The 22,672-nt window shown below is 68.0% G+C and carries 22 protein-coding genes and 1 tRNA gene; 11 read left to right on the top strand and 12 right to left on the bottom strand.

Going from position 1 to position 22,672, the window contains the following annotated elements:
* Window positions 1-525: 525 nt before the first annotated feature.
* The 4 genes from ABD225_RS12365 to ABD225_RS12350 are packed head-to-tail and all read right to left on the bottom strand — an operon-like array spanning window position 526 to window position 3,926.
* Complete coding sequence (locus ABD225_RS12365) at window positions 526-915, bottom strand: universal stress protein (protein WP_344085695.1); 390 nt, start codon at window positions 913-915, stop codon at window positions 526-528.
* The gene (locus ABD225_RS12360) at window positions 915-2,408 is read right to left on the bottom strand and encodes a tripartite tricarboxylate transporter permease (RefSeq protein WP_344085692.1); all 1,494 of its coding nucleotides are present in this window, start codon (window positions 2,406-2,408) and stop codon (window positions 915-917) included. The genes ABD225_RS12365 and ABD225_RS12360 overlap by 1 nt, the downstream gene beginning before the upstream one ends.
* Before the next feature lies 1 nt (window position 2,409).
* A complete protein-coding gene (locus ABD225_RS12355) occupies window positions 2,410-2,958 on the bottom strand; it encodes a tripartite tricarboxylate transporter TctB family protein (protein WP_344085689.1) in 549 nt (182 codons plus the stop codon).
* Complete coding sequence (locus ABD225_RS12350; protein WP_344085686.1) at window positions 2,955-3,926, bottom strand: Bug family tripartite tricarboxylate transporter substrate binding protein; 972 nt, start codon at window positions 3,924-3,926, stop codon at window positions 2,955-2,957. The genes ABD225_RS12355 and ABD225_RS12350 overlap by 4 nt, the downstream gene beginning before the upstream one ends.
* A 310-nt stretch (window positions 3,927-4,236) precedes the next feature.
* Here ABD225_RS12350 and acs point away from each other — a divergent pair, with 310 nt between their 5' ends.
* The 4 genes from acs (at window position 4,237) to ABD225_RS12330 (ending at window position 9,336) form a co-directional block, all read left to right on the top strand.
* The gene (gene acs, locus ABD225_RS12345) at window positions 4,237-6,117 is read left to right on the top strand and encodes an acetate--CoA ligase (protein ID WP_425564411.1); all 1,881 of its coding nucleotides are present in this window, start codon (window positions 4,237-4,239) and stop codon (window positions 6,115-6,117) included.
* A 184-nt stretch (window positions 6,118-6,301) separates the two neighbouring features.
* Window positions 6,302-7,198: a phenylalanine 4-monooxygenase gene (locus ABD225_RS12340; RefSeq protein WP_344085680.1), complete on the top strand. Its 897-nt coding sequence runs from the start codon at window positions 6,302-6,304 to the stop codon at window positions 7,196-7,198.
* A gap of 354 nt (window positions 7,199-7,552) precedes the next feature.
* Window positions 7,553-8,914, top strand: a complete 1,362-nt coding sequence (nhaA, locus tag ABD225_RS12335) for a Na+/H+ antiporter NhaA (protein WP_344085677.1) — start codon at window positions 7,553-7,555, stop codon at window positions 8,912-8,914.
* Between the two features lie 5 nt (window positions 8,915-8,919).
* Complete coding sequence (locus ABD225_RS12330) at window positions 8,920-9,336, top strand: phage holin family protein (protein ID WP_344085674.1); 417 nt, start codon at window positions 8,920-8,922, stop codon at window positions 9,334-9,336.
* A 16-nt stretch (window positions 9,337-9,352) separates the two neighbouring features.
* Here the strand turns inward: ABD225_RS12330 and ABD225_RS12325 are convergent, their stop codons facing one another.
* The gene (locus ABD225_RS12325) at window positions 9,353-9,997 is read right to left on the bottom strand and encodes an NUDIX hydrolase (RefSeq protein ID WP_344085672.1); all 645 of its coding nucleotides are present in this window, start codon (window positions 9,995-9,997) and stop codon (window positions 9,353-9,355) included.
* A complete protein-coding gene (nth, locus tag ABD225_RS12320) occupies window positions 9,994-10,725 on the bottom strand; it encodes an endonuclease III (protein ID WP_344085669.1) in 732 nt (243 codons plus the stop codon). The genes ABD225_RS12325 and nth overlap by 4 nt, the downstream gene beginning before the upstream one ends.
* A 79-nt stretch (window positions 10,726-10,804) precedes the next feature.
* Here nth and ABD225_RS12315 point away from each other — a divergent pair, with 79 nt between their 5' ends.
* Complete coding sequence (locus tag ABD225_RS12315; RefSeq protein WP_344085666.1) at window positions 10,805-11,341, top strand: hypothetical protein; 537 nt, start codon at window positions 10,805-10,807, stop codon at window positions 11,339-11,341.
* Between the two features lie 143 nt (window positions 11,342-11,484).
* Window positions 11,485-12,165: a Crp/Fnr family transcriptional regulator gene (locus ABD225_RS12310; protein ID WP_344085662.1), complete on the top strand. Its 681-nt coding sequence runs from the start codon at window positions 11,485-11,487 to the stop codon at window positions 12,163-12,165.
* A gap of 97 nt (window positions 12,166-12,262) precedes the next feature.
* Here ABD225_RS12310 and ABD225_RS12305 read toward each other — a convergent pair whose 3' ends face one another.
* The 4 genes from ABD225_RS12305 to sp36 all read right to left on the bottom strand — a co-directional run bounded on the left by ABD225_RS12305 (window position 12,263) and on the right by sp36 (window position 14,657).
* Entirely contained in the window at window positions 12,263-13,063 is an 801-nt protein-coding gene (locus tag ABD225_RS12305; RefSeq protein WP_425564409.1) for an MBL fold metallo-hydrolase, read from the bottom strand.
* Window positions 13,060-13,950, bottom strand: a complete 891-nt coding sequence (locus ABD225_RS12300) for an NUDIX hydrolase (RefSeq protein ID WP_344085659.1) — start codon at window positions 13,948-13,950, stop codon at window positions 13,060-13,062. Before ABD225_RS12300 ends, ABD225_RS12305 begins: the two co-directional genes overlap by 4 nt.
* A gap of 8 nt (window positions 13,951-13,958) precedes the next feature.
* A complete protein-coding gene (locus ABD225_RS12295; RefSeq protein ID WP_344085656.1) occupies window positions 13,959-14,429 on the bottom strand; it encodes a RidA family protein in 471 nt (156 codons plus the stop codon).
* Window positions 14,430-14,501: 72 nt separating this feature from the next.
* Entirely contained in the window at window positions 14,502-14,657 is a 156-nt protein-coding gene (sp36, locus tag ABD225_RS12290; RefSeq protein ID WP_344085653.1) for a Sp36 family protein, read from the bottom strand.
* A 40-nt stretch (window positions 14,658-14,697) separates the two neighbouring features.
* On the opposite strand from sp36, the gene bagA reads away from it, so the two are divergent.
* Together bagA and bagB are read left to right on the top strand one after the other, a co-directional pair.
* Complete coding sequence (gene bagA, locus ABD225_RS12285; RefSeq protein WP_344085651.1) at window positions 14,698-15,693, top strand: ATPase BagA; 996 nt, start codon at window positions 14,698-14,700, stop codon at window positions 15,691-15,693.
* Between the two features lie 2 nt (window positions 15,694-15,695).
* The gene (gene bagB / locus ABD225_RS12280) at window positions 15,696-16,847 is read left to right on the top strand and encodes an ArsA family ATPase (protein ID WP_344085648.1); all 1,152 of its coding nucleotides are present in this window, start codon (window positions 15,696-15,698) and stop codon (window positions 16,845-16,847) included.
* Window positions 16,848-16,880: 33 nt separating this feature from the next.
* Here bagB and ABD225_RS12275 read toward each other — a convergent pair whose 3' ends face one another.
* A complete protein-coding gene (locus ABD225_RS12275; RefSeq protein ID WP_344085645.1) occupies window positions 16,881-17,192 on the bottom strand; it encodes a WhiB family transcriptional regulator in 312 nt (103 codons plus the stop codon).
* Window positions 17,193-17,345: 153 nt separating this feature from the next.
* Between ABD225_RS12275 and ABD225_RS12270 the strand changes: the two genes are divergently transcribed.
* Window positions 17,346-19,796, top strand: coding sequence for a transglycosylase domain-containing protein (locus ABD225_RS12270; RefSeq protein WP_344085642.1), 2,451 nt, complete (start codon window positions 17,346-17,348; stop codon window positions 19,794-19,796).
* Window positions 19,797-20,402: 606 nt separating this feature from the next.
* Here the strand turns inward: ABD225_RS12270 and ABD225_RS12265 are convergent.
* On the bottom strand, window positions 20,403-20,858 hold the full coding sequence (locus ABD225_RS12265) for a GatB/YqeY domain-containing protein (RefSeq protein ID WP_344085639.1): 456 nt from the start codon (window positions 20,856-20,858) through the stop codon (window positions 20,403-20,405).
* A gap of 163 nt (window positions 20,859-21,021) precedes the next feature.
* On the opposite strand from ABD225_RS12265, the gene ABD225_RS12260 reads away from it, so the two are divergent.
* A complete protein-coding gene (locus ABD225_RS12260) occupies window positions 21,022-21,957 on the top strand; it encodes a metallophosphoesterase (RefSeq protein ID WP_344085636.1) in 936 nt (311 codons plus the stop codon).
* 98 nt (window positions 21,958-22,055) lie between these two features.
* Window positions 22,056-22,132, top strand: a tRNA-Pro gene (locus ABD225_RS12255).
* Window positions 22,133-22,672: the final 540 nt, after the last annotated feature.

Here is a 22,672-nt window from a genome sequence, read left to right as displayed (position 1 = left end):
AAAGCACCCGGCCCGGTGGTCGCCCGAGCTGACCAGGCGAACCGACGCCTCAATGGTCGCTGGGCAGCGTTCGAGGCGCGGAAGAAGAAGCGCACCACCGCGGTCGTCGCGGTCGCCCGTGAACTCGCCGGACACGCCTGGGCGTTGGCCGTCATGGACTAACGTCCGCCACGAGTTTCGTTCTCGCCCAACCCGATCCGGAACCCGGTAGCGCCGGGAGCACCCCACGATTCTGCTCTGAGCAGCCCCCGCGGCCACGCTCGCTCCTAGACCCGTGGCAAGGCACCCTTCGAAGCACCGTCCTGCGGTAACCAACCCGCGCATATCAGACTGACAGCGCCGTCGACAGACACGCCGACCCCCCGGACCCAGCCCGAGAACGAATAGAGCGCCGCCGAGCAGCCAGCCCGGCGGCGCTCACCCCTGCCCCTTGACAAACACACCCCCCATATCAGCAGAGGTTAGGTGACGGGCCAGCGCCAGTCAGGTGACGGGCCAGCGCGCCATCATGACGGGTGACACGCTTCAGTCGCGAGGCGGGCGGACGGCGAAGACGGGGACGGGCGAGTCGAGGAGCAGCCGCTGGGAGACACTGCCCATGATGAGCTTGCCCACGGGCGTGCGGTGACGCAGGCCGACCACGAGGTAGTCGGCCCCGGTCCGCTCCACCTCGGAAATGATCAGGTCCGAGACATCCGGCCCGATCGGCTGCGTGATCTCGTGCTCGACCGAGGAGAGTTCGGAATCCATTGTCCCGACAGCCGATTCACCGGCAAAGCGCGGATCGACGAGGGCATCCCCGCGGGTCGCGTTGACGACGACGATCTTGGCATCGCGCCGCTTCGCCTCGGTGATGCCATAGGCCAGGGCTGCCTCGCCGGACGAATCGGGGGTGTACGCAACGACGATGACCATCAGGCCTCCTGGGGAGTGCGGCGGACCAGCCGGGTGAGGTAAGGAGCGGCGAAAAGCAGGACGATCACGACATACACGATCACGGCGACAGGCTCAGAGAAGAGTGTGCTCCACTGACCCTCGCCGAGCTGGAGCGCCTGACGCAATTGGATCTCCAGCCGAGGCCCGAGGATGACGCCGATGATCAGCGGCAGCGTCGGCAACCCGAAGCGGCGCATCAACAGCCCCAACAGGCCGAAGAAGAGCAGCAGGGCCAGGTCGAACCACTGGAGGTTCACGGCATACGCACCGAGGCTGGCGAAGAAGAGGATCCCCGCATAGAGGTATGGCCGTGGCGTGCGCAGCAGCTTCGCCCACAGCGGCGCGAGCGGCAGGTTCAGCACGAGCAGCAGCAGGTTGCCGATGAACAGGCTCGCGATGAGCGCCCACACGAGGTCACCGTGTTCCTCGAAAAGCGCTGGGCCAGGCTGGATTCCATAGCCGGTCATGGCCGCGAGCATGACCGCCGCGGTCGCATTGGTCGGCAGACCCAGGCTCAACATAGGCACGAGCGTCCCTGCGGCCGAGGCGTTATTGGCGGCCTCCGGCCCGGCGACGCCTTCGATCGCACCATGCCCAAACTCCTCCGGCTTCTTGGCCAGCTTGCGCTCGGTGACATAGGACAAGAAGGTCGGCAGTTCCGCGCCACCCGCGGGCAGGGCACCGAACGGGAAGCCATAGGCCGTGCCCCGAAGCCAGGGCATCCACGACCGCTTCCAGTCTTCTTTGCCCATCCACGGGCGGCCGACCGGGATCACCTCGACCGGCCGGCGACGCAAATGCGCCGCGACCCAGAGGGCCTCGCCGATCGCGAAGATCGCGACCGCGATCACGACGATGTCGATGCCATCCGAGAGCAGGGGTATGCCGAGGGTCAGCCGGTTCTGTCCCGTCAGTCCGTCGATCCCCACCAGTCCGATCGCGAGTCCCAGGAACAGAGCGATGAAGCCGCGCAGCTTGGAAGCGCCGAGCACCGCGGTGACGGCGACGAGGGCGAGCAGCATGATGGCGAAATAGGACGGTGCGCCGAGCTTGACGGCGAGATTGGCGATCGACGGAGCGAAGGCCACCAGCAGCGCGGTGCCGATCGAGCCGGCCACGAACGAGCCGATCGCCGCAGTGGCCAATGCCTGAGCGGCGCGACCCGCCTTAGCCATCTTGTTGCCCTCCAAAGCCGTTATGACAGAAGAGGATTCACCGGGGGTGTTGAGCAAGATCGAGGTGGTCGAGCCGCCATACATGCCGCCGTAATAGATTCCGGCGAACATGATGAAGGCACTGGCCGGCTCGACGTTGTAGGTGATCGGCAGCAGGAGGGCCACGGTCATCGCGGGGCCGATGCCGGGCAGCACGCCGACGGCGGTGCCGAGGATGACGCCGATGCAGGCATACAGCAGGTTCATCGGCGTCAGCGCGGTGGCGAAGCCATCCATCAGGCCATTGAGTGCGTCCATGTCAGAGGATCCCGTCCAGGATGCCGGGCGGGATCGGCACGCCGAGCCCGACGTAGAACGCATAGAACGATCCGACCGAGAGCACCGCACCGATGATGAGATCCCGGATCCACGTCCGGCTGCCGAGCACCCGCGCGACACCCGCGAAGAGCAGCGCGCCGGTGATCGCCCAGCCCAGGAAATCAACGAGCGCGATATTCAGCGCGAAGATGCCTGCTAATTGGGCCACCGTCATCCAGTCCGGCTTGTGCGAGAGGTCAACATCCTCGCCCTCCTCGGCCTCGCCGCGATCACCGCGCAGGGTGGCAACCGCCAGAAGGACAGCCAGCACGATCAGCGCCAGGCCCACCACCCGGGGCAGGAAGCGCGGCCCGAGTGGGTCGGCGCCAGAGAAGCCGGCTTGGACATTCCACGTCCCCGCGATGCAGAAGATCCCGACCGCCGCCACGAGTGCGGCCAGCCCGAGTTGCGCCCTATCAGGACCCGCCGCGGCGGCATCGGGAGCATCCGGGACGGGCGCACCCTCTCGGATCACGGGTGAGTCCGTCATACCAACCCCAACTCCTTCAGCGTTGTCGCAACCCGGTTGTCCTGGTCCTTCAGGAAACTGCCGAACTCCTCACCCGTCATGAAAGCGTCCGTCCAATCCTTCTGGCGCAGAACCTCTTTCCACTCCGGCGTGGCGTGCATCTCGGTCAGGAGGGTGATGAAAGTGGTTGCGGTCTCCGCGCTGACGCCGGGCGGCGCAAGGACGCCTCGCCAGTTGATGAAGACCAGATCGATGCCGGCTTCCTGGAGCGTCGGCGCGTCCACGCCGGTGATCTTCTTCTCCCCCGAGACGGCGAGGACTTTGATCTTGCCCTCCTTGATCTGCTCGGTGAACTCGCCAAGTCCGGAGGTGGCCATGTCGAGTTTTGAGCCGAGGAGGGCCGCCAGCAGATCGCCGCCACCGTCATAGGGCGTGTAGTTGACCTCGGTGGCTTTGATGCCGACCGAGCGCGCGAGTTCCATCGGGAATAGGTGGTCCGGTCCGCCAGGCGACGAGCCGCCGCCCACCGTGAGTCCGCCGGGGTCCTTCTTCCAGTCGGCGATCAGGTCGTCGATGGAGGTGTATGGCGAATCCGCGGGCACCGCAACGCCTTCCGACTCCTCGATGAGTCGGGCGATCGGCGTCGCATCCGTGAGTTTGTACTTTGTCTTGTTCGTGTAGAGCGCACCGACCACGCCGAGACCCATCGTCATCAGCAGGTCTTCGGCGCCCTTATCATTCATCAGCCGCGCCATGGCGACGGTGCCGCTCGCGCCCGTGACATTGAAAACCTCGAAGCGCTTCGTCAGCTCCGTGTCCTCCATCGTCGCCACGGCCGCCCGCCCGGTCAGGTCATAGCCACCGCCCGGCCGGTTGGGGATCATCATTCGCAGCCGTGGCGGGCCGCTGTCGTCCCCCCGTGTCACGCCGCAGCCCGCCAGGGGGGCGCTGATCAGGGCAAGCATCGCGAGCAGTTGACGACGCGTCATCGGTCCATCGTGGCGCGGATGCACACGTGGGGCTACACGAAGGGCCTAGTCAATACCGAAACGAAACAACCCCAACGCACCGGGCCAGCACCGTCCGGCTCCGGGCGGGACCGCTCAGCGCCGAGACGAACCCGCCTGCCGAGCGGCATACGGACCCGGTTGAAGCGCCGGGCTCCCGCCTGGGAAGGTGGAAGGCAACACCACGTCTCAAGGAGGAGCCCACGTGTCGAGCGACGAGAGCCTGTCGGCCAGCCATCCCACCTTCCCGCCGGACCCGGCCTTCACGGCGCAGGCCAATGGCACCGCGCAGATGTATGCCGATGCCGACGCGGACCACGAGGGCTTCTGGGCCGCGCAGGCCCGCGAGCGGATCAGTTGGGCGACCGACTTCGACCAGACCCTCGACTGGTCGGACGCGCCCTTCGCCAAGTGGTACGTCGGCGGGGAACTGAATGCGGCATACAACTGCGTCGACCGGCACGTCGAGGCGGGCAATGGCGACCGGGTCGCGATTCACTTCGAGGGTGAACCGGGTGACACCCGAACCATCACCTATGCCGACCTGCAGCGTGAGGTGTCGAAGGCCGCAAATGCCTTGGGGGCCTTGGGAGTTGGCAAGGGCGACACGGTCGCGATCTACCTGCCGATGATCCCCGAGGCGGTCGTCGCGATGCTCGCTTGCGCCCGCATCGGCGCACCGCACTCGGTCGTCTTCGGCGGCTTCTCCGCCGAGGCGCTCAACACCCGCATCAATGACGCCTCCTGCAAGATCGTCATCACGGCGGACGGCGGCTATCGCCGCGGCGCCCCGAGCGCTCTCAAGCCGGCCGTGGATGCGGCCCTGGACCACGCCGAAACGACCGTCGAGAAGGTCGTCGTCGTCAAGCGCACCGGCCAGGACACCCCGTGGAACGAGGGTCGGGACCTGTGGTGGTCGGATCTGCTGGACGCGGCCAGTGAGACCCACGAGGCGCAACCGCACGACAGCGAGCACCCGCTGTTCATCCTTTACACCTCCGGCACGACCGGGAAGCCGAAGGGCATCTTCCACACCACCGGTGGCTACCTGACACAGTGCGCGTACACCAACTCGGTTGTGCACGATGTGCATCCGGAGTCCGATGTGTATTGGTGCACCGCCGACATCGGGTGGGTCACCGGCCACTCGTACATCGTCTACGGTCCGCTCGCCAATGGCGCGACGCAGGTGATGTATGAGGGCACACCCGACACCCCGCACCAGGGCCGGTGGTGGGAAATCATCGAAAAGTACAAGGTGACGATCCTGTACACCGCACCCACCGCCGTGCGCACCTTCATGAAGTGGGGGCACGACATCCCGGCGAAGTTCGATATGTCATCGCTGCGCCTGCTGGGCTCGGTCGGCGAGCCGATCAACCCCGAGGCGTGGCTGTGGTACCGCAAGTACATCGGCGGCGACCGCTGCCCGATCGTCGACACCTGGTGGCAGACCGAGACCGGCGCGATCATGATCTCGCCGCTGCCCGGCGTGACCACTCTGGAGCCCGGCTCAGCCCAAAAGCCCATGCCCGGCATCAGCGCCGAGATTCTCGACGACGAGGGGCACCCCTTCACCGAGCCGGAGAAGGTCGGCTACCTGGTGCTCACCAAGCCCTGGCCGTCGATGCTGCGCGGCATCTGGGGCGACCCGCAGCGTTACAAGGACACCTACTGGAGCCGGTTCGGCGAGAAGTACTACTTCGCCGGCGATGGCGCGAAGTATGACGCCGACGGCAACATCTGGCTGCTCGGCCGGGTCGATGACGTCATGAATGTCTCCGGCCACCGCCTCTCCACCGCGGAAATCGAGTCGGCGCTCGTCAGCCACCCAAAGGTCGCCGAAGCGGCGGTCGTCGGGGCCAGCGACGAGACCACCGGGCAGGCGGTCGTCGCTTTCGTCATCCTGCGCCAGGAGCACATCGAGGAGGCTGACGAGTTCGGCGAGGGCGTCGACCTCGTCAAGGAATTGCGCAATCACGTCGCGAAGGAGATCGGCCCGATCGCCAAGCCGCGCACGATCATGATCGTCTCGGAACTGCCCAAGACCCGCTCCGGCAAGATCATGCGCCGCCTGCTCAAAGACGTGGCCGAGGGCCGCGAGGTCGGCGATGTGACGACGCTCGCGGACTCGACGGTGATGAACGCCATCAAGCAGGGCCTCGGCGACTGACCCGGACGCCTCAGGCAGGAGAGCGGCCGAGAGTGGGCAATATGTTCACTCTCGGCCGCTTTGCTGTGCGCAATAGTGCGACATTTGCGGCACACAAGCGAGCACACTAGCCACGAACCGCGGCTTTCTGGTTCCCTGGAAGGCACCTCAGGACATCGACGTCGCGAGGCGAAAGGGGGCCGAGATGTTCGAAGAAGGCCAGCTGTACTCACCCGTCACCACCCGCGCCGACGGCACCGTCGAGGTGCACTTGGGTGCGGATCACCCCGGGCTGAACGACCCGGCATACCGCAGCCGCCGCGGGGAAATCGCCGCCGCCTCGCTCGCCTGGCAGCCCGGCACCCCGGTCCCGCTCATCACCTATACCCCCGCCGAGGACGCGGTGTGGGCGGTCGCCAGCACCGAGCTGGCGCCAAAGCACGAGCGCTATGCCCACAGCGAATACCTTCGAGGCAAGGCCGCCCTGCGCCTGCCGACCGACCGGGTGCCCCAACTCGGCGAGGTCACCGAGGCGCTGCACTCCTTGACCGGCTGGTCGTATGTGTGCGCCCCCGGTTTGGTCGGCCTGCGCGACTTCTATGGCTCGCTGGGCGATCGGGTTTTTCACTCCACGCAGTACCTCCGCCACCCGAGCCAGCCGCTTTACACCCCCGAGCCAGACATCATCCACGAGGTCATCGGGCACGCGAATCAGCTCGCCTCGCCGCGCTTCGCCCGGCTGACCGAGGCGGCCGGGCGCGCCACCCGCCGGCTGGAGTCCGATGAGGCCGTCAAGGTCGTCGCGGATGTCTTCTGGTTCAGCATGGAGTTTGGCGTGATGTGGGAGGCCGACGTGCTGAAGGCCTATGGCGCCGGCATCCTGTCCTCCTATGGCGAGATGGATGCCTTCTCGCACATGGAGATTCGCCCTCTCGACCTGGAACAGATGGCGACCATTCCCTACGACATCACGACCTACCAGTCGGTGCTCTTCGCCGCCGACTCACTCGACCAACTCGAGGATGTCGTCGGCGACTTCTTCGATTCCGTCGACGACGACGCCGCGCATCGACTGCTCGGGGCGCACGCGCACACCGCCTGACGCCGCTTGTCAGTTCTCGTCGGCGGCGCCTCGGTGAGCACGGCCATTTCGTGTGGCGGGCTGGCGAAGTGACCCTGCAATTCGTCAACGAGTAGCCGACCGGACGGTCGAATCTCGTGCTCGGACACCACATTCCACAGGCGACGCAGTTCGTCGAGAACCGCTACTGTCCGCATCAGCGACAGACATGGCACCAACCTACGAACCCTGTCCAGACACGGGCTACCGGTTTCCTCCCCGGTTTGCCCCGGACCGGCGACGGTCGGACCGCCCGCTGGCCCACGGTAAAATAAGCCCAAGGAGTGCCGGGAAGCCTGGTCGGCGAATCAGTTCGAGCGACCCCGAAGGACTCCTATGACGATCCCACCCGGCCGCGGACGCATCCTGTCGCGTCCCTCCTGGCCCGAGGCCACCGCCCTCAAGGCCGCGCTGCGCACCGAAACCGTCGGCGGCGCGCTGCTGCTCGGCGCCGCGGTCCTTGCCCTCCTGTGGGCGAACAGCCCGTGGCACGAGTCGTATGTCGCCCTCCGCGACCTAAAGGTCGGCACCGATTGGGGCCACTTGCGCCTCAGCCTCGGGCATTGGGCGGCCGACGGCCTGCTCGCGATCTTCTTCTTCGTCGCCGGGCTGGAACTCAAACGCGAGTTCCTTGTCGGGGATCTGCGCGACCCGAAGCGCGCCGCTGTGCCGATCGTCGCTGCCATATGCGGAGTGGTCGTCCCCGCGCTCGTCTTCCTCACCGTCGCGCGTCTGGCTGGCGGCACCGGGGATGCCCTGCGCGGCTGGGCCATCCCGGCCGCGACCGATATTGCCTTCGCGCTGGCCGTCCTGGCGGTTCTCGGCTCGCACCTACCCGCGGCCTTGCGCTCCTTCCTCTTGACGCTCGCCGTCGTGGACGACCTGATCGCCATCGTCATCATCGCGATCGGCTACACCAGCGACTTCAACGCCACCCCGCTGTTGCTGTCCGTGATCCCCCTCGCGGCCTTCGCCTTCCTGACGCAACGCCGGATCACGCACGCCTGGCTGCTCGTGCCCCTCGCGGCTGCGACCTGGGGCCTGGTCCACGCCTCCGGCGTGCACGCGACGGTGGCCGGTGTGCTCCTCGGACTCGTCGTCCCGGTCAAACCGCGCGCCAGCGTCCCCGCCATCAGCGTCCACGATCGCGAGACCGATGTCGCGCACGTCTTCGAGCACCGGATGCGGCCCATCTCAGCCGGCCTGGCCGTGCCCGTGTTCGCCTTCTTCGCCGCCGGCGTGCGGGTTGTCGGCGGCGGCTTCGGCGAAACCTGGGCCGACCCGGTCGCCCTGGGCGTTATCTGCGGCCTCGTCCTCGGCAAGATCGTCGGTGTCTTAGGCGCCACCTATCTCACCGCCCGCTTCACCAAGGCCGACCTCGACCCCGATCTTGGCTGGCTCGATGTCGTGGGCTTGAGCTTCCTGACGGGCATCGGCTTCACCGTCTCCCTGCTCATCGGCGAGTTGGCGTATGGCGCGGGCAGTGACCGCGACGACCACGTCAAGCTGGCCGTCCTCATGGGCTCCCTCATCGCTGCCATGCTCGCCGCCCTCGTGCTCGTCCCGCGCAATGCCCGCTATCGCGAACAGGAGGCGCGGGAGTCGCGCGATGAGGATGGGGACGGCATACCCGATGTGTATGCCGACAGCGGCCTGGCCGTCTCCGGTCCGGCGACCCACCCCGACCCGCTATCGTGAGCGCCGTGGGAAGCGCACCTTTGGACAACCGGCGCCCGGACATCGACGGGGCGCGCACGATCGGGCAGTTGGTCGCCGATGCGAGCCGTGACGTCTCAACCTTGGTGCGCTCCGAGATCGAACTGGCCAAGGCCGAAGTCACCGGCGGGCTCAAGGTCGCCGGCAAAGGCGCCGGGATGCTCGGCGCCGCCGGCTTCGTGGCGCTGCTCGGGCTGATCTTCCTCTTCCACACCCTGGCCTACGTCCTCGACATCTGGCTGCCGCTGTCGGCGAGCTACGCCATCGTCACCGGCCTGCTTTTCCTCGTCGCCGCGATCCTCGGCCTGCTCGGCAAGAAGGCCGTCAGCAAGGCAAAGCCCAAGCCCGAGCAGGCAATCACCGAGGCGCAGAAGACCGTCGAAGCGGTCAAGTCCAGCCTCTGAGCCTCGCGGCGAACCGTCAGCGGCGCCACATCTGCGGCGGGAGGTCCCGGCGCACCGACTCATCCCAAGGCGTCATCAGGCCGGCCAACTCGAGCGTGACGTCGAGCAGTTTGGCGGTGAACCCCCAGACATAGAGGTCGGCCACCTCGAAGCCGGGGCTGACATAGCCGATCGGGGTGTCGATGAGGAAGCGATTGGCGGGGTCGATCAGATCGGCCAACCGGACCCGGCGCACGCGCTCGACCTCGATGGTGCTGAGCGGGAAGACCTCGACGGGCGTGTGCCACCACGCTGCGACGGGGGTGACGACATTGTCGCTGGGTGAGAGATATAGGGAGGGCAGCGCGGCGATCACCTCGACGCCGGCCGGATCGACCCCGACTTCCTCCTCGGCCTCGCGCAAGGCGGCGTCGATGGCGCCCGAATCCTCCGGGTCAACGCGGCCACCGGGGAAGGAGACCTGCCCGGCGTGCGCGCGCAATTGCGAACCACGCTCGGTGAGCAGCACATCGGTGCTCCCGTCCGGCGCCTCACCGAAGAGCATCAGCACCGCCGAGTGGCGCGTCGCGTTCGCCGGCGGCTGGAAGTCCCGGAAGTATGCCGGGTCAAGCCGCGCCACGCGCTCGGGCAACTCGCGCAACCAGGCCGGAGCCTCGCTCATACGCCGAAGTCCGGATTGGCGCCCGCCCGACTTGGGGCGAGCTCGAACTTGCGCAGCTTCAGCGCGGCCACCGGGTCCGTCTCGCCGATGCCATAGGAGGGGCACAATCGCGCGACCGGGCAACCCCCGCACGCGGGCCGTTTGGCGTGACAGATGCGGCGGCCATGGAAGATCAGGACGTGCGAGAGCATCGTCCAATCGCGCTTCGGGAAGAGTTCGCCGACGGCCAACTCCACCTTGACCGGATCCTCCTCCTGGGTCCACGCGAAGCGGCGCACCAGCCGCCCGAAGTGGGTATCGACAGTGATGCCAGGAACGCCGAAGGCATTGCCCAGCACCACATTTGCCGTCTTGCGGCCCACGCCCGGCAGGGTCACGAGGTCGGCCAGCGTGGCCGGGACCTGCCCGCCATACCGCTCCTCAAGAGCCGCGCCGAGCTTCATCAAGGAATCGGTCTTGGCCCGGAAGAAGCCGGTCGGGGCGACGATGGCCTCCATCTCGGCCCGGTCGGCGCCGGCATATGCCGCGGCATCGGGATAGCGAGCGAAGAGAATCGGGGTGACCTTGTTAACTCCGACATCGGTGGTCTGAGCGGACAGGATCGTCGCGACAAGCCACTGGAGCGGAGTCTCGAAATCCAGCTCGCAGTGGGCATAGGGATAGAAGTCGGCGAGCTCGCGATATATCTTCCGCGCCCGACGGGTCAGCGCGAGGTCGGTCTCCGGCATGGGGTCCACTGTAGGCACGCTTCGGGGCGCCATCAGTATGCGGATGGGCGCGCGGACGGCCGTCCTGGGAGACTGCGTTATGGACTCGACCGGCTGGCTGCTCGTGGGGCTCGCCCTCGGTGTGCTGAGCGTCGAGGTGGCCCGGCGGCGAGCCGCCGGTCGCGGGGACTCCAGCCACCGGCGGCGTTCCGGGAAGGGCCGGGGCGGCGGGGCGAGTGGGCGGGCGGCATACGACGTGCACGGGGAGGATCTTTTCGGTCCGGACGATGAGGAGCTGCGCGCCCGGCTGGCGGCGGTGGCTGCGGAAGGCGACGGTGCGCGGGCGGGACTGCTGCTGACCCGGTTGACGCATCTGCGGGCGCACCGGGTGCCGGTGCGCACGATCCGCCGCTCGCCTGGGAGGGGTGTGGCGCGGCTGGGCTTCGCCGACGGTACCGTGATCCTCGCCCGCTCCGCGGTGCGTGGCGCCCTGCCTCATGTCGCCGTGCTGGCCGAGAAGGGTGGCGTCGTGATCTCGCAGGTCTCCCCGCACCCGGAGGGCTTCGAGATCACGCTGGCCGGCCTGCACGGCCAAAGCACCCGCCTCTTCGCGCTCGGCCTCGACCAAGGCGACTAAGACACCCCACGAAGTTCTCCGCTCGTCCCTCGCTGCGATACTTCGCGGGGACCCCGCCTAAAATCTTCGCCACACCGATTGACGCCGCGGCACAAGGCACCACACCTGCCGGAGCGGTCGGCGGCTCTGGCAGACTCTCCCTCGTGGACCACGACGTGCTGCGCCGCTCGCCCCTGTTCGCCGGCCTCGATGAGCAGGCGACGACCGATCTGCTCTCGACGATGACGCCGGTGCATATGGAGCGCGGCGACATTCTTTTCCACGAGGGCGACCCGGGTGACCGGCTCTATGTCATCACCGAAGGCAAGGTCAAGCTCGGGCGCACGAGCTATGACGGTCGCGAGAATCTGCTGGCCATCCTCGGTCCAGGCGAAATGTTCGGCGAGCTCAGCCTCTTCGACCCCGGCCCCCGCACCGCCACCGCCACCGCCGTCGCCGAAACCCAACTGGTGGGCCTCGGCACCGAATCCCTGCACGGCTACCTCGTCAGCCGCCCGCAGGCCTCCTTCACCTTGCTCGCGGCCCTGGCCCGCCGGCTGCGCCGCACCAACGAATCGCTCGCCGACCTGGTGTTCACCGATGTCCCCGGCCGCGTGGCCAAGGCGCTTTTGGAGCTGTCGCACCGCTTCGGCCGCCCAGTCGAGGACGGCATCCTCGTGGCTCACGACCTGACGCAGGAGGAGTTGGCTCAACTCGTCGGCGCCTCTCGCGAGACCGTCAACAAGGCGCTCGCCGACTTCGCCACGCGGGGCTGGCTGAAGCTGGAAGCCCGCGCGGTGCTGCTGCAGAACATCGAGCGGCTCACCAAGCGCGCCGGCGTCTGAGACGCTCGCCTCGCGCCGCGACCTTTCGACCCTAGCGACCGGGCTACCGCCTGGTATTGGTCGTGATCGCGGCCGATACCAGGCGGTAGCGCAGTTCCTAGCCGCCGCGGAGGTACTCCAACTGGGCCGCGATGCTCAGCCGCGCGGCGGGCCAGACCGACTCGGGCACCTCGGCATACACCCGCTGCAGGACGCCCTCGACGTCGGTGGCGCCGTCGGCTAGGGCCGCCTTGACCTGCTCGAGCCGCTCGCGGCGGTGGAGGCGGTAGTAGGCGACCATGGCGGCGGCATCCGGAATGGCCGGGCCGTGGCCGGGCAGGATCGACGTGACCCGGCCGTCGCCGGTGAGGGCGGCAATCGCCGCGAGCGAGTCGAGGTATGCCGCCAACTCACCATCCGGGTGCGCCACCACGGTCGTCCCCCGGCCAAGCACCGTGTCCCCGGTGAGCAGGGCGTGGTCGGCTTCGAGGGCGAAGGACAGCGAGTCACGGGTATGCCCGGGGGTCGCCACGACGCGAAGGTCTAGGCCGCGGACGCTGACGAGAGAGCCGTCGGTGAGGTCGTCGTGGCCGGTCCCGACGGGACGGATCCGGGAGCCGGTGAGTTCGGCAAATCGTCCGGCGCCCTCGGAATGGTCGAGGTGAGCATGCGTGAGAATCGTCTCGCGGACCCGGGCACCGCGGCTCGCGACCAAATCAGCCACCGCGGCGAGGTGCGTCTCGTCGAGCGGGCCCGGGTCGATGACGATCGCCTCATCGGCGCCGGGCGCCATGAGGACCCAGGTATTCGTGCCATCGAGCGTCATCGGGCCGGGGTTGGGCGCCAGCACGCAGGTGGCGTGCTCGGTGATCTGGCCGCCAGACCAGGGCGCGGCGGTCGACTCCGGGGGCGCCGTCACAGCTCCACCGCTCGCATGGCCCAGCCGTCGCCGTGCCGAACGGGCACCGGGGCGATGACAGGGGCGTCTTGGCACAGGCACACGAACTCAGCGGCACTGGACGCGGCGGCAAGGTCGTCCAGGCACGCGATGGTCGGCGGCATGAGCCGATTTCCCGGCTCGGCGAGAATTGCTTGCGGGACAACCCAATCCGCGCTCTCGGCCTCGGTGGTGCGGTCGTCCGCCTGCTGGCCAGCGGGGAGTAGCGCGGTGAAGAAGTGTGTGTCGTATCGCCGTGGCTCGATCGCCGGAGTGATCCAGCGGGCGTGGTAGCCGAGCAGGTCGGCGCGCGCCACGAGCCCCTCGCGGCGTAGCAGCCCCGCCAGCGTGACCTCCCGCCGCTCCAACTCCCCGCGCCACGCGTCCACGCGGGGGGCTTCGTAACCTCTGCTAGCACTAGTTAGGTGACTGGACACAGGGTGCAACCTGTCCGCAGTGACGTAAGTGGTGCTAGCAGAGGTTAGGTCGTCCCCGGCCGGGCGCTCAGACGCCAGGAGGACGCCGGCCTCCTCGAAGAGTTCGCGGATGGCGGCGGCGACGACCGCGACCGCCTCGCCCTCGGGCAACCGCAGTGCCTTCGCCCACACCGTTGGCTCGGGACCATGCCAGGGCAGCGCCTCGTGGTCGCCGGGATCCACCGACCCGCCAGGGAAGACGGCGCGGCGGGGGGCGAACGCCATACTCGCGACCCGGCGCTGCATGAAGACTTCGACCCCACGGGCGCCATCGCGCACGAGCATCACCGTGGCGGCGGGCTTGACCGGCCCGCCCTCACCGGGCGCGTCAACCCACGCCGCAATGTGCGCGGCTGACTCCGGCGTCGTCGGGATCGGGAAGTCGCGCGCCATACCGAAGCTCAGGCGATGGCGACGGTGATCTCGACCTCGACGGGCGCGTCCAGCGGGAGAGCCGCGACGCCGACGGCGGACCGCGCGTGCACGCCCGCGTCGCCGAACGCCTTGCCCAGCAACTCGCTCGCACCATTGATGACGCCCGGCTGGCCGCTGAAGGCGGGGTCGCTCGCGACGAAACCGACGACCTTGACGACCTGGGTCACCTGGTCAAGGTCCCCGATCAACGCCTTCACGGCGGCGATCGCATTCAGCGCGCAGGTCTGCGCCAACTCTTTGGCCTGCTCGGGTGTGACAAGGCCCTCACCATCGCCGACCTTGCCCGTCGCGGCGAGCGCACCGGCAACCATGGGGAGTTGGCCGGAGGTGAACACGAGGTCGCCATGACGGACGGCGGGGACGTATGCCGCAACCGGCGGCGTGACGGCCGGCACCGTCAATCCGACCTCGGCGAGGCGGTCTTCGACAGCGGACATTCCTGGGCTCCTCCTGAGCTATTCGTGCTGGTCAGCGGCCCGCATACGACGGGCTCGGTGGGCTGGCGGGGGCTACTCGACGGGACGCTTGAGATAGGCGACGAGGCCGTTGCCGTCGGGACCCGGGACGACCTGGACGAGTTCCCAGCCGTCGGCCCCCCACTGGTCGAGAATCGCCTTGGTGGCGTGGACGATCAAGGGGATGGTGGCGTACTCCCAGCGGGTCATGAGGCCGACCCTACCGCCGGTGCCCAACTAAAGTTGCCGGGTGACTTCGACATCCGGCGTGCGCCTCCACATCGTCACGGGCAAGGGTGGCACCGGCAAGACGACGGTCGCCGCAGCCCTGGCCCTGGCCCTCGCCGCGCAGGGCAACAAAGTCCTGCTCGCGGAGGTCGAGGACCGGCAGGGCATCAGCCAGACCTTCGACATTGCGCCGCTCTCGTCCGCCGAGACGCTGATCCTCGAACACCCTTCCGGCGGAAGGCTTTTCGGCCTCGCCGTCGAACCCAAGGCGGCGCTGCTGGAATACCTCCAGAAGTTCTACAAGCTGGGCCGGGCCGGCTCCCTGCTGGAAAAGATCGGGGCCGTCGATTTCGCGACCACCATCGCTCCCGGCGTGCGCGACGTCCTGCTCATCGGCAAGGTGTATGAAGCGGTCGGCCGCACCGAGGGCCGGGGCAAGAAGGCGACCAAGGTGTATGACGCGGTCGTCCTCGACGCCCCGCCGACCGGTCGCGTGGCCCGATTCTTGGGAGTCAATGAGGAGGTCGCGGAGGTGGCGCGTATGGGCCCGATCAAGGCCCAGGCCGAGTCCATCACCCGGGTTCTGCAGAGCCGGATCACGGCCGTGCACCTGGTGACGCTGCTGGAGGAAATGCCCGTGCAGGAGTGTCTCGACGCGGTCCAGCACTTGGGTGACGAGGGCTTCCCGGTCGGCGCGATCGTCGTCAATCAGGTGCGCGATCCGATCCTGTCCGATGCGGATCTCGACGCCCTGTCCGGCGGGGTGGCGCCGGCCATGCGCCGCGACATCGAAGCCGATCTCTCGGCCGCTGGCGTGCCCGACCCGGCCGAAACCGCGGGCGTCTTGCTGGACGAGGCCGCCGCCCACTTGGAACGCCTCGACCTGCAGGCCGAGCAAGACCAGCGCATCCAGGAGCAGGGTCGCAAGGTGTTCTATCTGCCCGCCCTGCCCGAAGGACTCGACTCCGGCGGCATTACCGTGCTCGCCGACGAACTGCGCGCCCAAGGAATGGTGTGACGATGGCCCGGACCACCGCTGGGAGCGCGCTCGACATCGACGCCCTGCTCGCCGACCACGCCAAGAAAATCATCGTCTGCTGCGGCGCCGGCGGGGTGGGCAAGACGACCACCGCCGCGGCCCTCGGCCTGCGCGCCGCCGAATCCGGCCGTCGCGTCGTGGTGTTAACGATCGACCCGGCCCTGCGACTCGCGCAGTCGCTCGGCCTGACCGCCCTGGACAACACCCCTCGCCCCGTCCAGGGCGTCGACACTGCGGCCGGCGGGTCCATGGCCGCGATGATGCTGGACATGAAGCGGACCTTCGATGAGGTCGTGGAGCAGCACGCCTCCCCCGAAAAGGCCGCCCAGATCCTCGCCAATCCCTTCTATATCGCCGTCTCCTCCTCCTTCGCCGGGACCCAGGAGTACATGGCGATGGAGAAGCTCGGCCAGTTGCGCGCCCAAGCTGCGACCGATGATCAGTGGGACCTGATCATCGTCGACACGCCCCCGTCGCGCTCAGCCCTGGACTTCCTCGATGCCCCGAAGCGGCTCGGCTCCTTCCTCGACGGCCGATTCATCCGCATCCTCATGGCCCCGGCGAAGGCCGGTGGACGCGCCTACCTCAAGGCGGCCACGGCGACGCTGTCGGTGGCGATGGGCGTGATGACCAAGGTGCTCGGCGGCGAGTTGCTGCGCGATGTCCAGACCTTCGTCGCGGCGCTGGACACCATGTTCGGCGGCTTCCGCGAGCGCGCGGATCAGACCTATGCCCTGCTCCAAGACGACGAGACCGCCTTCGTCGTCGTCGCGTCCCCCGATCGGGATGCGCTCCGTGAGGCCGCCTTTTTCGTCGAGCGCCTTGGGCAGGAACGTATGCCGCTCGCTGGCGTCGTCGTCAACCGCGTCCAGTTCGTCGCGGGCCGCCTGACCCGGGCTCGGGCACAAGACGCCGCCGAGGCGCTCGAGGCCGGTGGGGCGCGGTCGAGCGCGACCGCGGGGCTGTTGCGACTGCATACGGACCTCGCGACGAGCGCCGAGCGGCACCAGGCGCAGATCGGCCGTTTCCGCGCGACCAATCCCGGGGTGGCGTTGACCCAGGTTCCCGCCGCCGCGCGCGATATCCACGATCTCGACGGCCTGCGAGCGGTGGGCGCCGACCTCGCCGGCTGAGGCGTATGCCGTCGCCAGCGTCCGCAATCCTTCTCAGGCGGAGCGTCGCACGCTCGGACGCGCGGTCAGGAGCGTGGCCTGCCACGAGACCACTTCGGGGTGCTGCCGGAGCAAGGCGCGGCGTTCGCGCTCGGTGAGCCCACCCCATACGCCGAACTCCACTCGATTGTCGAGCGCATCGGCGAGGCACTGTCGCTGGACGGGGCACCTCCGGCAGAGGACTTTGGCCTCGTGCTGGGCCTTGCCCCGGACGAAGAGCTCGTCCGGGTCGGCGGCGACGCAGGCACCCTGCGAAGCCCAGTTTTGCGGACCGTGTCCAGCCTCGATCTGCGCCAACACACTCATGGTCTTCATCCCTCCGCGATTCCTCCCATTAGTGCTACCGAGTGGGGGCGCGAGGCTCTGATACACCGAGTACCGCAGAAATCTCGTCTCCACCGATTCGGCGCGCGTCCCGGCTCCCGAAGCTCCCAAGCTCGGCGGGTTACCCTGACGCTCATGCCCGTTCGCCCGGACCGCGCGTCGATGCCGCACCTGATGTCCCTCGTCGCGGCCTTTCTCGCCGTCAGCGTGGCGCTCGGGGTCCTCGCGGCCGGTCTGGCGATTCCTGTGGTCGGGGTCGCTGGCTCCACCAGCAACAAGGCGATCACCGCCTTCGACAATATTGACAAGACCTTCTCGACGACCGCCTTGTCGCAGCAGTCGCGCATCGTTGATGCGAACAACAAGCTGATCGCCACGCCATACGACCAGAACCGGATCGTGGTGAAGCTGAGCAAGGTCAGCCAGATCATGCAGAAGGCGCAGATCGCGATCGAGGACAGCCGCTTCTATGAACACGGTGCCCTCGATGTCCGCGGCACCGCGCGCGCCTTCTTCAACAACGCCTCGGGCAATTCCACGCAGGGTGGCTCCTCGCTGACCCAGCAGTTCGTCAAGCTGACCTTGCAATATGAAGCGCTGAAGAAGGGCGACGAGCAGGGCGCCGCCGATGCCGTCGACGTTAACTACGGCCGCAAGCTGCGCGAGATGGCGCTCGCGATGCAGGTCGAGAAGCAGATGACCAAGAAGCAGATTCTGCAGGGCTATCTCAATCTCGCCTATTACGGCGACCAGGCCTATGGCATCGAGGCCGCGGCCCTGCACTACTTCAATGTCCACGCGAGCGAGCTCAACCTGACCCAGGCCGCCACGCTCGCGGGTGTCGTTCAGAGCCCGAGCGCGACGGACCCCCGGAACAACCCGACCGCCGCCCAGGAGCGCCGCGATGTGGTCCTGGACCGGATGGCGGCGGTCGGCGTGATCAGCCTGGAGCAGGCGGCGGCCGCCAAGAAGCCATCGGTCAAGAGCCTGCTGCGCATCCGGGAATCCGAGGGCGGCAACTGCGCCAAGAGCCCCGAACCTTACTTCTGCAATTACGTCATCGCCTATCTGAAGACCCTCCCAGTGCTCGGCAAGAATGTCGACGAGCGCAACCTCGCGATCACCCGCGGCGGTCTGCGGATCAAGACCACGCTGCGGATGGACTGGAACCAAGAGATCGTGCGCGACCTGCGCTCGCGGGTCCCCGCCGGCGATCCGTCAGGTGTCGGCGCCGCCGCGGCCGTGGTCGAGCCCGGCACGGGCAAGCTGCTCGCGATGGCCCAGACCTCCGAATATGGCCAGACCAAGGACAACAAGTCCACGGTCGGGCTCACCACGCAGAGCTGGGTGGTGCCTACGGCATATGGCGGCACGCTCGGCTTCCCGATCGGCTCCACGGCGAAGGTCTTCACCCTGCTGACCGCCTTGGAGAATGGCTATCCGGTCAATGGCTCGGTCCCCGCCCCGAAGGCTGGCGTCGGGCGGGCCAATGCGCACGTCTTCCCGCCGAATATCTACAAGGACGGCTGCGGCAGCCCGGACGCCTGGTATGTCAGCAACGACTACCAGACCCGGGGCCCGACAGAAACCTTCCGCCACGCCACGGCCAACTCGATCAACAGCGCCTTTGCCGCGACGATGATCTCGCTCGGCGGGTGCAAGGTTCAGGAGATGTGGAAGCGGCTGGGGGCCGTCGACGGGGCTGGCAAGGAGGTCTACCCGACACCCTCGAACCTGGTCCTCGGGTCCGGCTCGATGCCTCCGGTGACGCTCGCCAACGTCTACGCGACGCTCGCGGCGAATGGCAAATGGTGCCCGGTCAACCCGATCGAGTCCATCACGACCGCGGACGGCAAGAGCCTGAAGCTGCCCGCCGTGAAGTGCAAGCAGGTGCTGCAGCCGGACATCGTCGCGGGCGCCGATGAGCTGCTCAAGGGCGTCATCACGGGCGGCACCGGCACGGCAGGCATCCGCGGACAAGCGGGCTTCTACAAGAATGCGGCCGGCAAGACCGGAACCCACGAGGGCCACCAGCAGTCGTGGTTCGTCGGGTACACGCCGCAGCTCGCGACCGCCGTCTACGTCGGGACGCCGATCAAGCAGCGGGAGATGGACAGCATCGTCATCGGCGGCCGGTATTACCCCAATGTCTTCGGTGGCACCATCGCTGCGCCGTTGTGGGGCACGATCATGAAGCAGATCACCGCCACCATGCCTGATGAGCCCTTCCCGACGCCGAGCTCGAAGATTCTTTATGGCGACCTGATCGGGGTCCCGAGCGTTATCGGGATGTCGGTCCAGAACGCGATCTTCACCCTGCGGGCGGCGGGTTTCGATGCGATCGAGGGCGGTCAGGTCCAGAGCACCCTGCCGTATGGCGTGGTCGCCCAGACCGCCCCCGCCGGTCAGGCGCCGCGCGGCTCGACGATCGCGCTGCTCACGTCCAATGGCTATGTGCCGCCGCCGCCCCCGACCAAGCCGAGCTCCTCGAGCACCAGCCCAAGCACAAGCCCGAGCACAGGCCCGACAAAGCCGAGCAACACCCCGACGAAGCCCACGAGCACCGGCACCATCTCACCGGGCTAAAGGGCACGTGGCAGTGCCAGTGGAGGTCCAGCCAGTCGACGCTCCTCCCGTGACTACCCGCTCGCGCGTGCTTGGCATCGCTGGCGTTGTGCTCGGGGGCCTGCTGGCCGTCGTCGGGACCTGCTGGCTGGGTTCGGCGGCGGTGAGCTAGGGCACGCATCGCTGACCCGGGCCGACGAGGTGAGCCAGACCATCGCGCCCTCGCTCCCCTGGGGGGCGTTCACCCTCGTCCTGGCGGCCGCGCTCGCGCTGCTCGCGGGTCCGCGCCCTCATGCGCGAATCTCGCTCGCCTCCAGCGCCGGCGCCCTGTGGACGCTGTTCTGGGGGGACCTTCTCGATCCTCGGCTCGGGCTGGGAGCTGACGGGGCCGACGGTCAGTGCGTTCGGGCCGGTTGTTGGCCTCAGGGGTGGCAGGAGCTCGCCGTCGCTGCCCCCTCATCGCCGGCGCCCTTGCGCTGCTCATCCAGCTCCCCCCAGAACCGGAGGCGCGCTACCGCCCGAGCTACCGCCTGGTATAGGTCTTGATCGCGACCAATACCAGGCGGTAGCTCAAGCGTTAGGTCGCCCTGGCCCTGGGCCGAACACGCGAGACCCGGGGGCGAGCCGTCAGCCCCGCTGCAGCCGGGCGCGCACCAGGCCGGCGACCTGCCCGCCGTCGAAGCGGCCGGCCACCTTCGCCTGGACGGCCTTCATGACTAGGCCGAGTTGCGGCATACCCGTGGCTCCGGTCTCGGCGACCGTCGCTTCCACGATCGCGCGGACCTCGTCCTCGGTGAGTTGCTTGGGCAGGTAGGCCTCCAAGATCGCCAGCTCAGCCTGCTCGACCGCGGCCAGTTCCGGTCGGCCCGCGTCGGTGTATGCCGTCGCCGCCTCCCGCCGCTTCTTCGCCTCCTTGGCGATGACCTTGGCGACCTCGTCGGCCCCGAGCTCATGGTGGCTGCCCGCGCTCTCCTCGACGGTGATCGCCGTCAATACCATCCGCAGCGTCCCCGCCCGCACCTTGTCCTGCGCCCGCATCGCCTCGGTCAACTCCGCCTGCAGACTCGCCTTCGTCACGTCCATACGCCCATCCTCTCAACCCCCCGCAACCCGTTTCTGGCTCGCCTTCTTGACGGAGCACATTCGCGCCCATTGCCACAACCTGGACATACGCAACGGATCATTACCGTTGCGTATGTACAGGTTCTCTCCCAAAGGCCAGAGCACGACGTGGAAGACTGATTCGATGCATCCCCTCGTGCGAGCGATCACCGCGACCGGCGCCTTCGGCGCGAGCGGGCTGGCATACGCCTCGCTCATCGAACGCAATGCGTTCGTGCTGCGCCGCTTCACGATGCCGATCCTGCCCCGGGGCGCCGACCGCATACGAGTCGTCCAGATGAGTGATCTGCACCTCGTGCCGCGCCAAGAGCGCAAGATCCAGTGGGTGCGCCGGCTCGCGGATTTCCGCCCGGACCTGGTGATCAACACGGGCGACAATCTCGCCCACATGGAGGCGGTGCCGGCCGTCGCCCGGGCACTCGAGCCGCTGTACGGCATACCCGGCGTCTTCGCACTCGGCTCCAACGACTACTACGCCCCGCGCGCCAAGAGCCCCGCGCGCTACCTGCTCCCCGATTCGCGACAACCGATGGACGAGGACCGGCGCCTGCCCGTGGGCAAACTCATCGAGTCCTTCACCCGCGATGCCGGCTGGCTCGACCTGAACAATGCGCGCGGCAAGCTGTCCATCGGTGGGCTCGACCTCGAGTTCGTGGGCGTGGACGACCCGCATCTGGATCGGGATCGGTATGACGAGGTGGCCGGTCCCCCCGCTGGTGCCAGTGACCTTTTCCTCGGCGTGGTGCACGCGCCCTATGTCCGGGTGCTCGACGCGATGGCCGCCGACGGAGTCGATGCGATCATCGCCGGCCACACCCACGGTGGGCAGCTGTGCCTGCCCGGGTATGGCGCGCTGGTCACCAATTGCGACCTCGACCGGTCGCGCGCGAAGGGACTGAGCCGGTGGTGGGTGGGGGCCAACGGCATACCGTCGGCTCAGGCGCCGACCGAGGCGCCCTATTTGCACGTCTCCGCCGGTCTTGGGACCTCGCCCTTTGCGCCGGTGCGCTTCGGCTGCCGGCCCGAGGCGAGCCTGATCACCCTAGTGCCGCGGGCCTGACCGAAACCGATTTCAGCCGCCCGCCGCCGCTGGGTTATCCTGTCTCGTCGCTGCCGCAAGGTCGCGATCAGTTCGTGGCGCGAGCCGCGGGCGAGCCACGGGGTGTGGCGCAGCTTGGTAGCGCGCTTCGTTCGGGACGAAGAGGTCGCAGGTTCAAATCCTGTCACCCCGACCAGTGGAGAATTGGGCCCTGACCTGCGGAAACGTGGTCAGGGCCCTTCTGCTCCTCCCGCCTCCGGGCACAAGTGGGGCATAAGAGCACCGGCCGCGAGCAGGTAAGACCCCCGCGAGGCGGCAACCTCCGGGGGTCGGACGACAGCAAGTAGGAGTGCTGACGTGGCTCTCATGGTAGCCGTGGCGGCTCCGCCCGTGAAGGGCGTCGAGCTCGGCTTGCCCGTGGACCCGGTCCCCTCCCGCCGTCACCTGTCCCGTCCTGCCCAGGCGTGGGACGGGCGGTGGTCCATGGCGTAGCCCTCGATGCTTGACGCGGCGCTGGACAGGGCCTCAGCCGCGACACCAAAACGAATGACGCCCCCGGTGACTGACCTCCAGACCCCCGAACCGGCGCGGGTCGCCCACAGCACGGTCGTGCGCACACCGGCTGCGGGTCTGCGGACAGCCTGCTCCTCTGCGGAGGGCAGGCCGGACGGCGTGGGCTGGAATCAACGCGAGGTCGGCTCTTTGGGAGGGATTCCCATAACCATGTCTTCCGACT

The sequence above is a fragment of the Nostocoides veronense genome (genome assembly GCF_039531185.1).
Lineage (GTDB): Bacteria > Actinomycetota > Actinomycetes > Actinomycetales > Dermatophilaceae > Nostocoides_A > Nostocoides_A veronense.
Note: the sequence above shows the minus strand (reverse complement) of the source record. Positions and strands in the feature narration are given on the sequence as shown.

What these genes read in the sequence shown, in the direction of transcription:
- ABD225_RS12340 (WP_344085680.1), top strand. Translation starts at nt 6,302, where the DNA reads ATGTTCGAAGAAGGCCAGCTGTACTCACCCGTCACCACCCGCGCCGAC.
- ABD225_RS12325 (WP_344085672.1), bottom strand. Translation starts at nt 9,997, where the DNA reads ATGAGCGAGGCTCCGGCCTGGTTGCGCGAGTTGCCCGAGCGCGTGGCG.
- nth (WP_344085669.1), bottom strand. Translation starts at nt 10,725, where the DNA reads ATGCCGGAGACCGACCTCGCGCTGACCCGTCGGGCGCGGAAGATATAT.
- ABD225_RS12270 (WP_344085642.1), top strand. Translation starts at nt 17,346, where the DNA reads ATGCCCGTTCGCCCGGACCGCGCGTCGATGCCGCACCTGATGTCCCTC.
- ABD225_RS12350 (WP_344085686.1), bottom strand. Translation starts at nt 3,926, where the DNA reads ATGACGCGTCGTCAACTGCTCGCGATGCTTGCCCTGATCAGCGCCCCC.
- bagB (WP_344085648.1), top strand. Translation starts at nt 15,696, where the DNA reads ATGGCCCGGACCACCGCTGGGAGCGCGCTCGACATCGACGCCCTGCTC.
- ABD225_RS12315 (WP_344085666.1), top strand. Translation starts at nt 10,805, where the DNA reads ATGGACTCGACCGGCTGGCTGCTCGTGGGGCTCGCCCTCGGTGTGCTG.
- ABD225_RS12355 (WP_344085689.1), bottom strand. Translation starts at nt 2,958, where the DNA reads ATGACGGACTCACCCGTGATCCGAGAGGGTGCGCCCGTCCCGGATGCT.
- sp36 (WP_344085653.1), bottom strand. Translation starts at nt 14,657, where the DNA reads ATGACCCGCTGGGAGTACGCCACCATCCCCTTGATCGTCCACGCCACC.
- ABD225_RS12275 (WP_344085645.1), bottom strand. Translation starts at nt 17,192, where the DNA reads ATGAGTGTGTTGGCGCAGATCGAGGCTGGACACGGTCCGCAAAACTGG.
- ABD225_RS12365 (WP_344085695.1), bottom strand. Translation starts at nt 915, where the DNA reads ATGGTCATCGTCGTTGCGTACACCCCCGATTCGTCCGGCGAGGCAGCC.
- ABD225_RS12265 (WP_344085639.1), bottom strand. Translation starts at nt 20,858, where the DNA reads ATGGACGTGACGAAGGCGAGTCTGCAGGCGGAGTTGACCGAGGCGATG.
- ABD225_RS12300 (WP_344085659.1), bottom strand. Translation starts at nt 13,950, where the DNA reads ATGGCGCGCGACTTCCCGATCCCGACGACGCCGGAGTCAGCCGCGCAC.
- acs (WP_425564411.1), top strand. Translation starts at nt 4,237, where the DNA reads ATGTATGCCGATGCCGACGCGGACCACGAGGGCTTCTGGGCCGCGCAG.
- ABD225_RS12360 (WP_344085692.1), bottom strand. Translation starts at nt 2,408, where the DNA reads ATGGACGCACTCAATGGCCTGATGGATGGCTTCGCCACCGCGCTGACG.
- ABD225_RS12260 (WP_344085636.1), top strand. Translation starts at nt 21,022, where the DNA reads ATGCATCCCCTCGTGCGAGCGATCACCGCGACCGGCGCCTTCGGCGCG.
- nhaA (WP_344085677.1), top strand. Translation starts at nt 7,553, where the DNA reads ATGACGATCCCACCCGGCCGCGGACGCATCCTGTCGCGTCCCTCCTGG.
- ABD225_RS12295 (WP_344085656.1), bottom strand. Translation starts at nt 14,429, where the DNA reads ATGTCCGCTGTCGAAGACCGCCTCGCCGAGGTCGGATTGACGGTGCCG.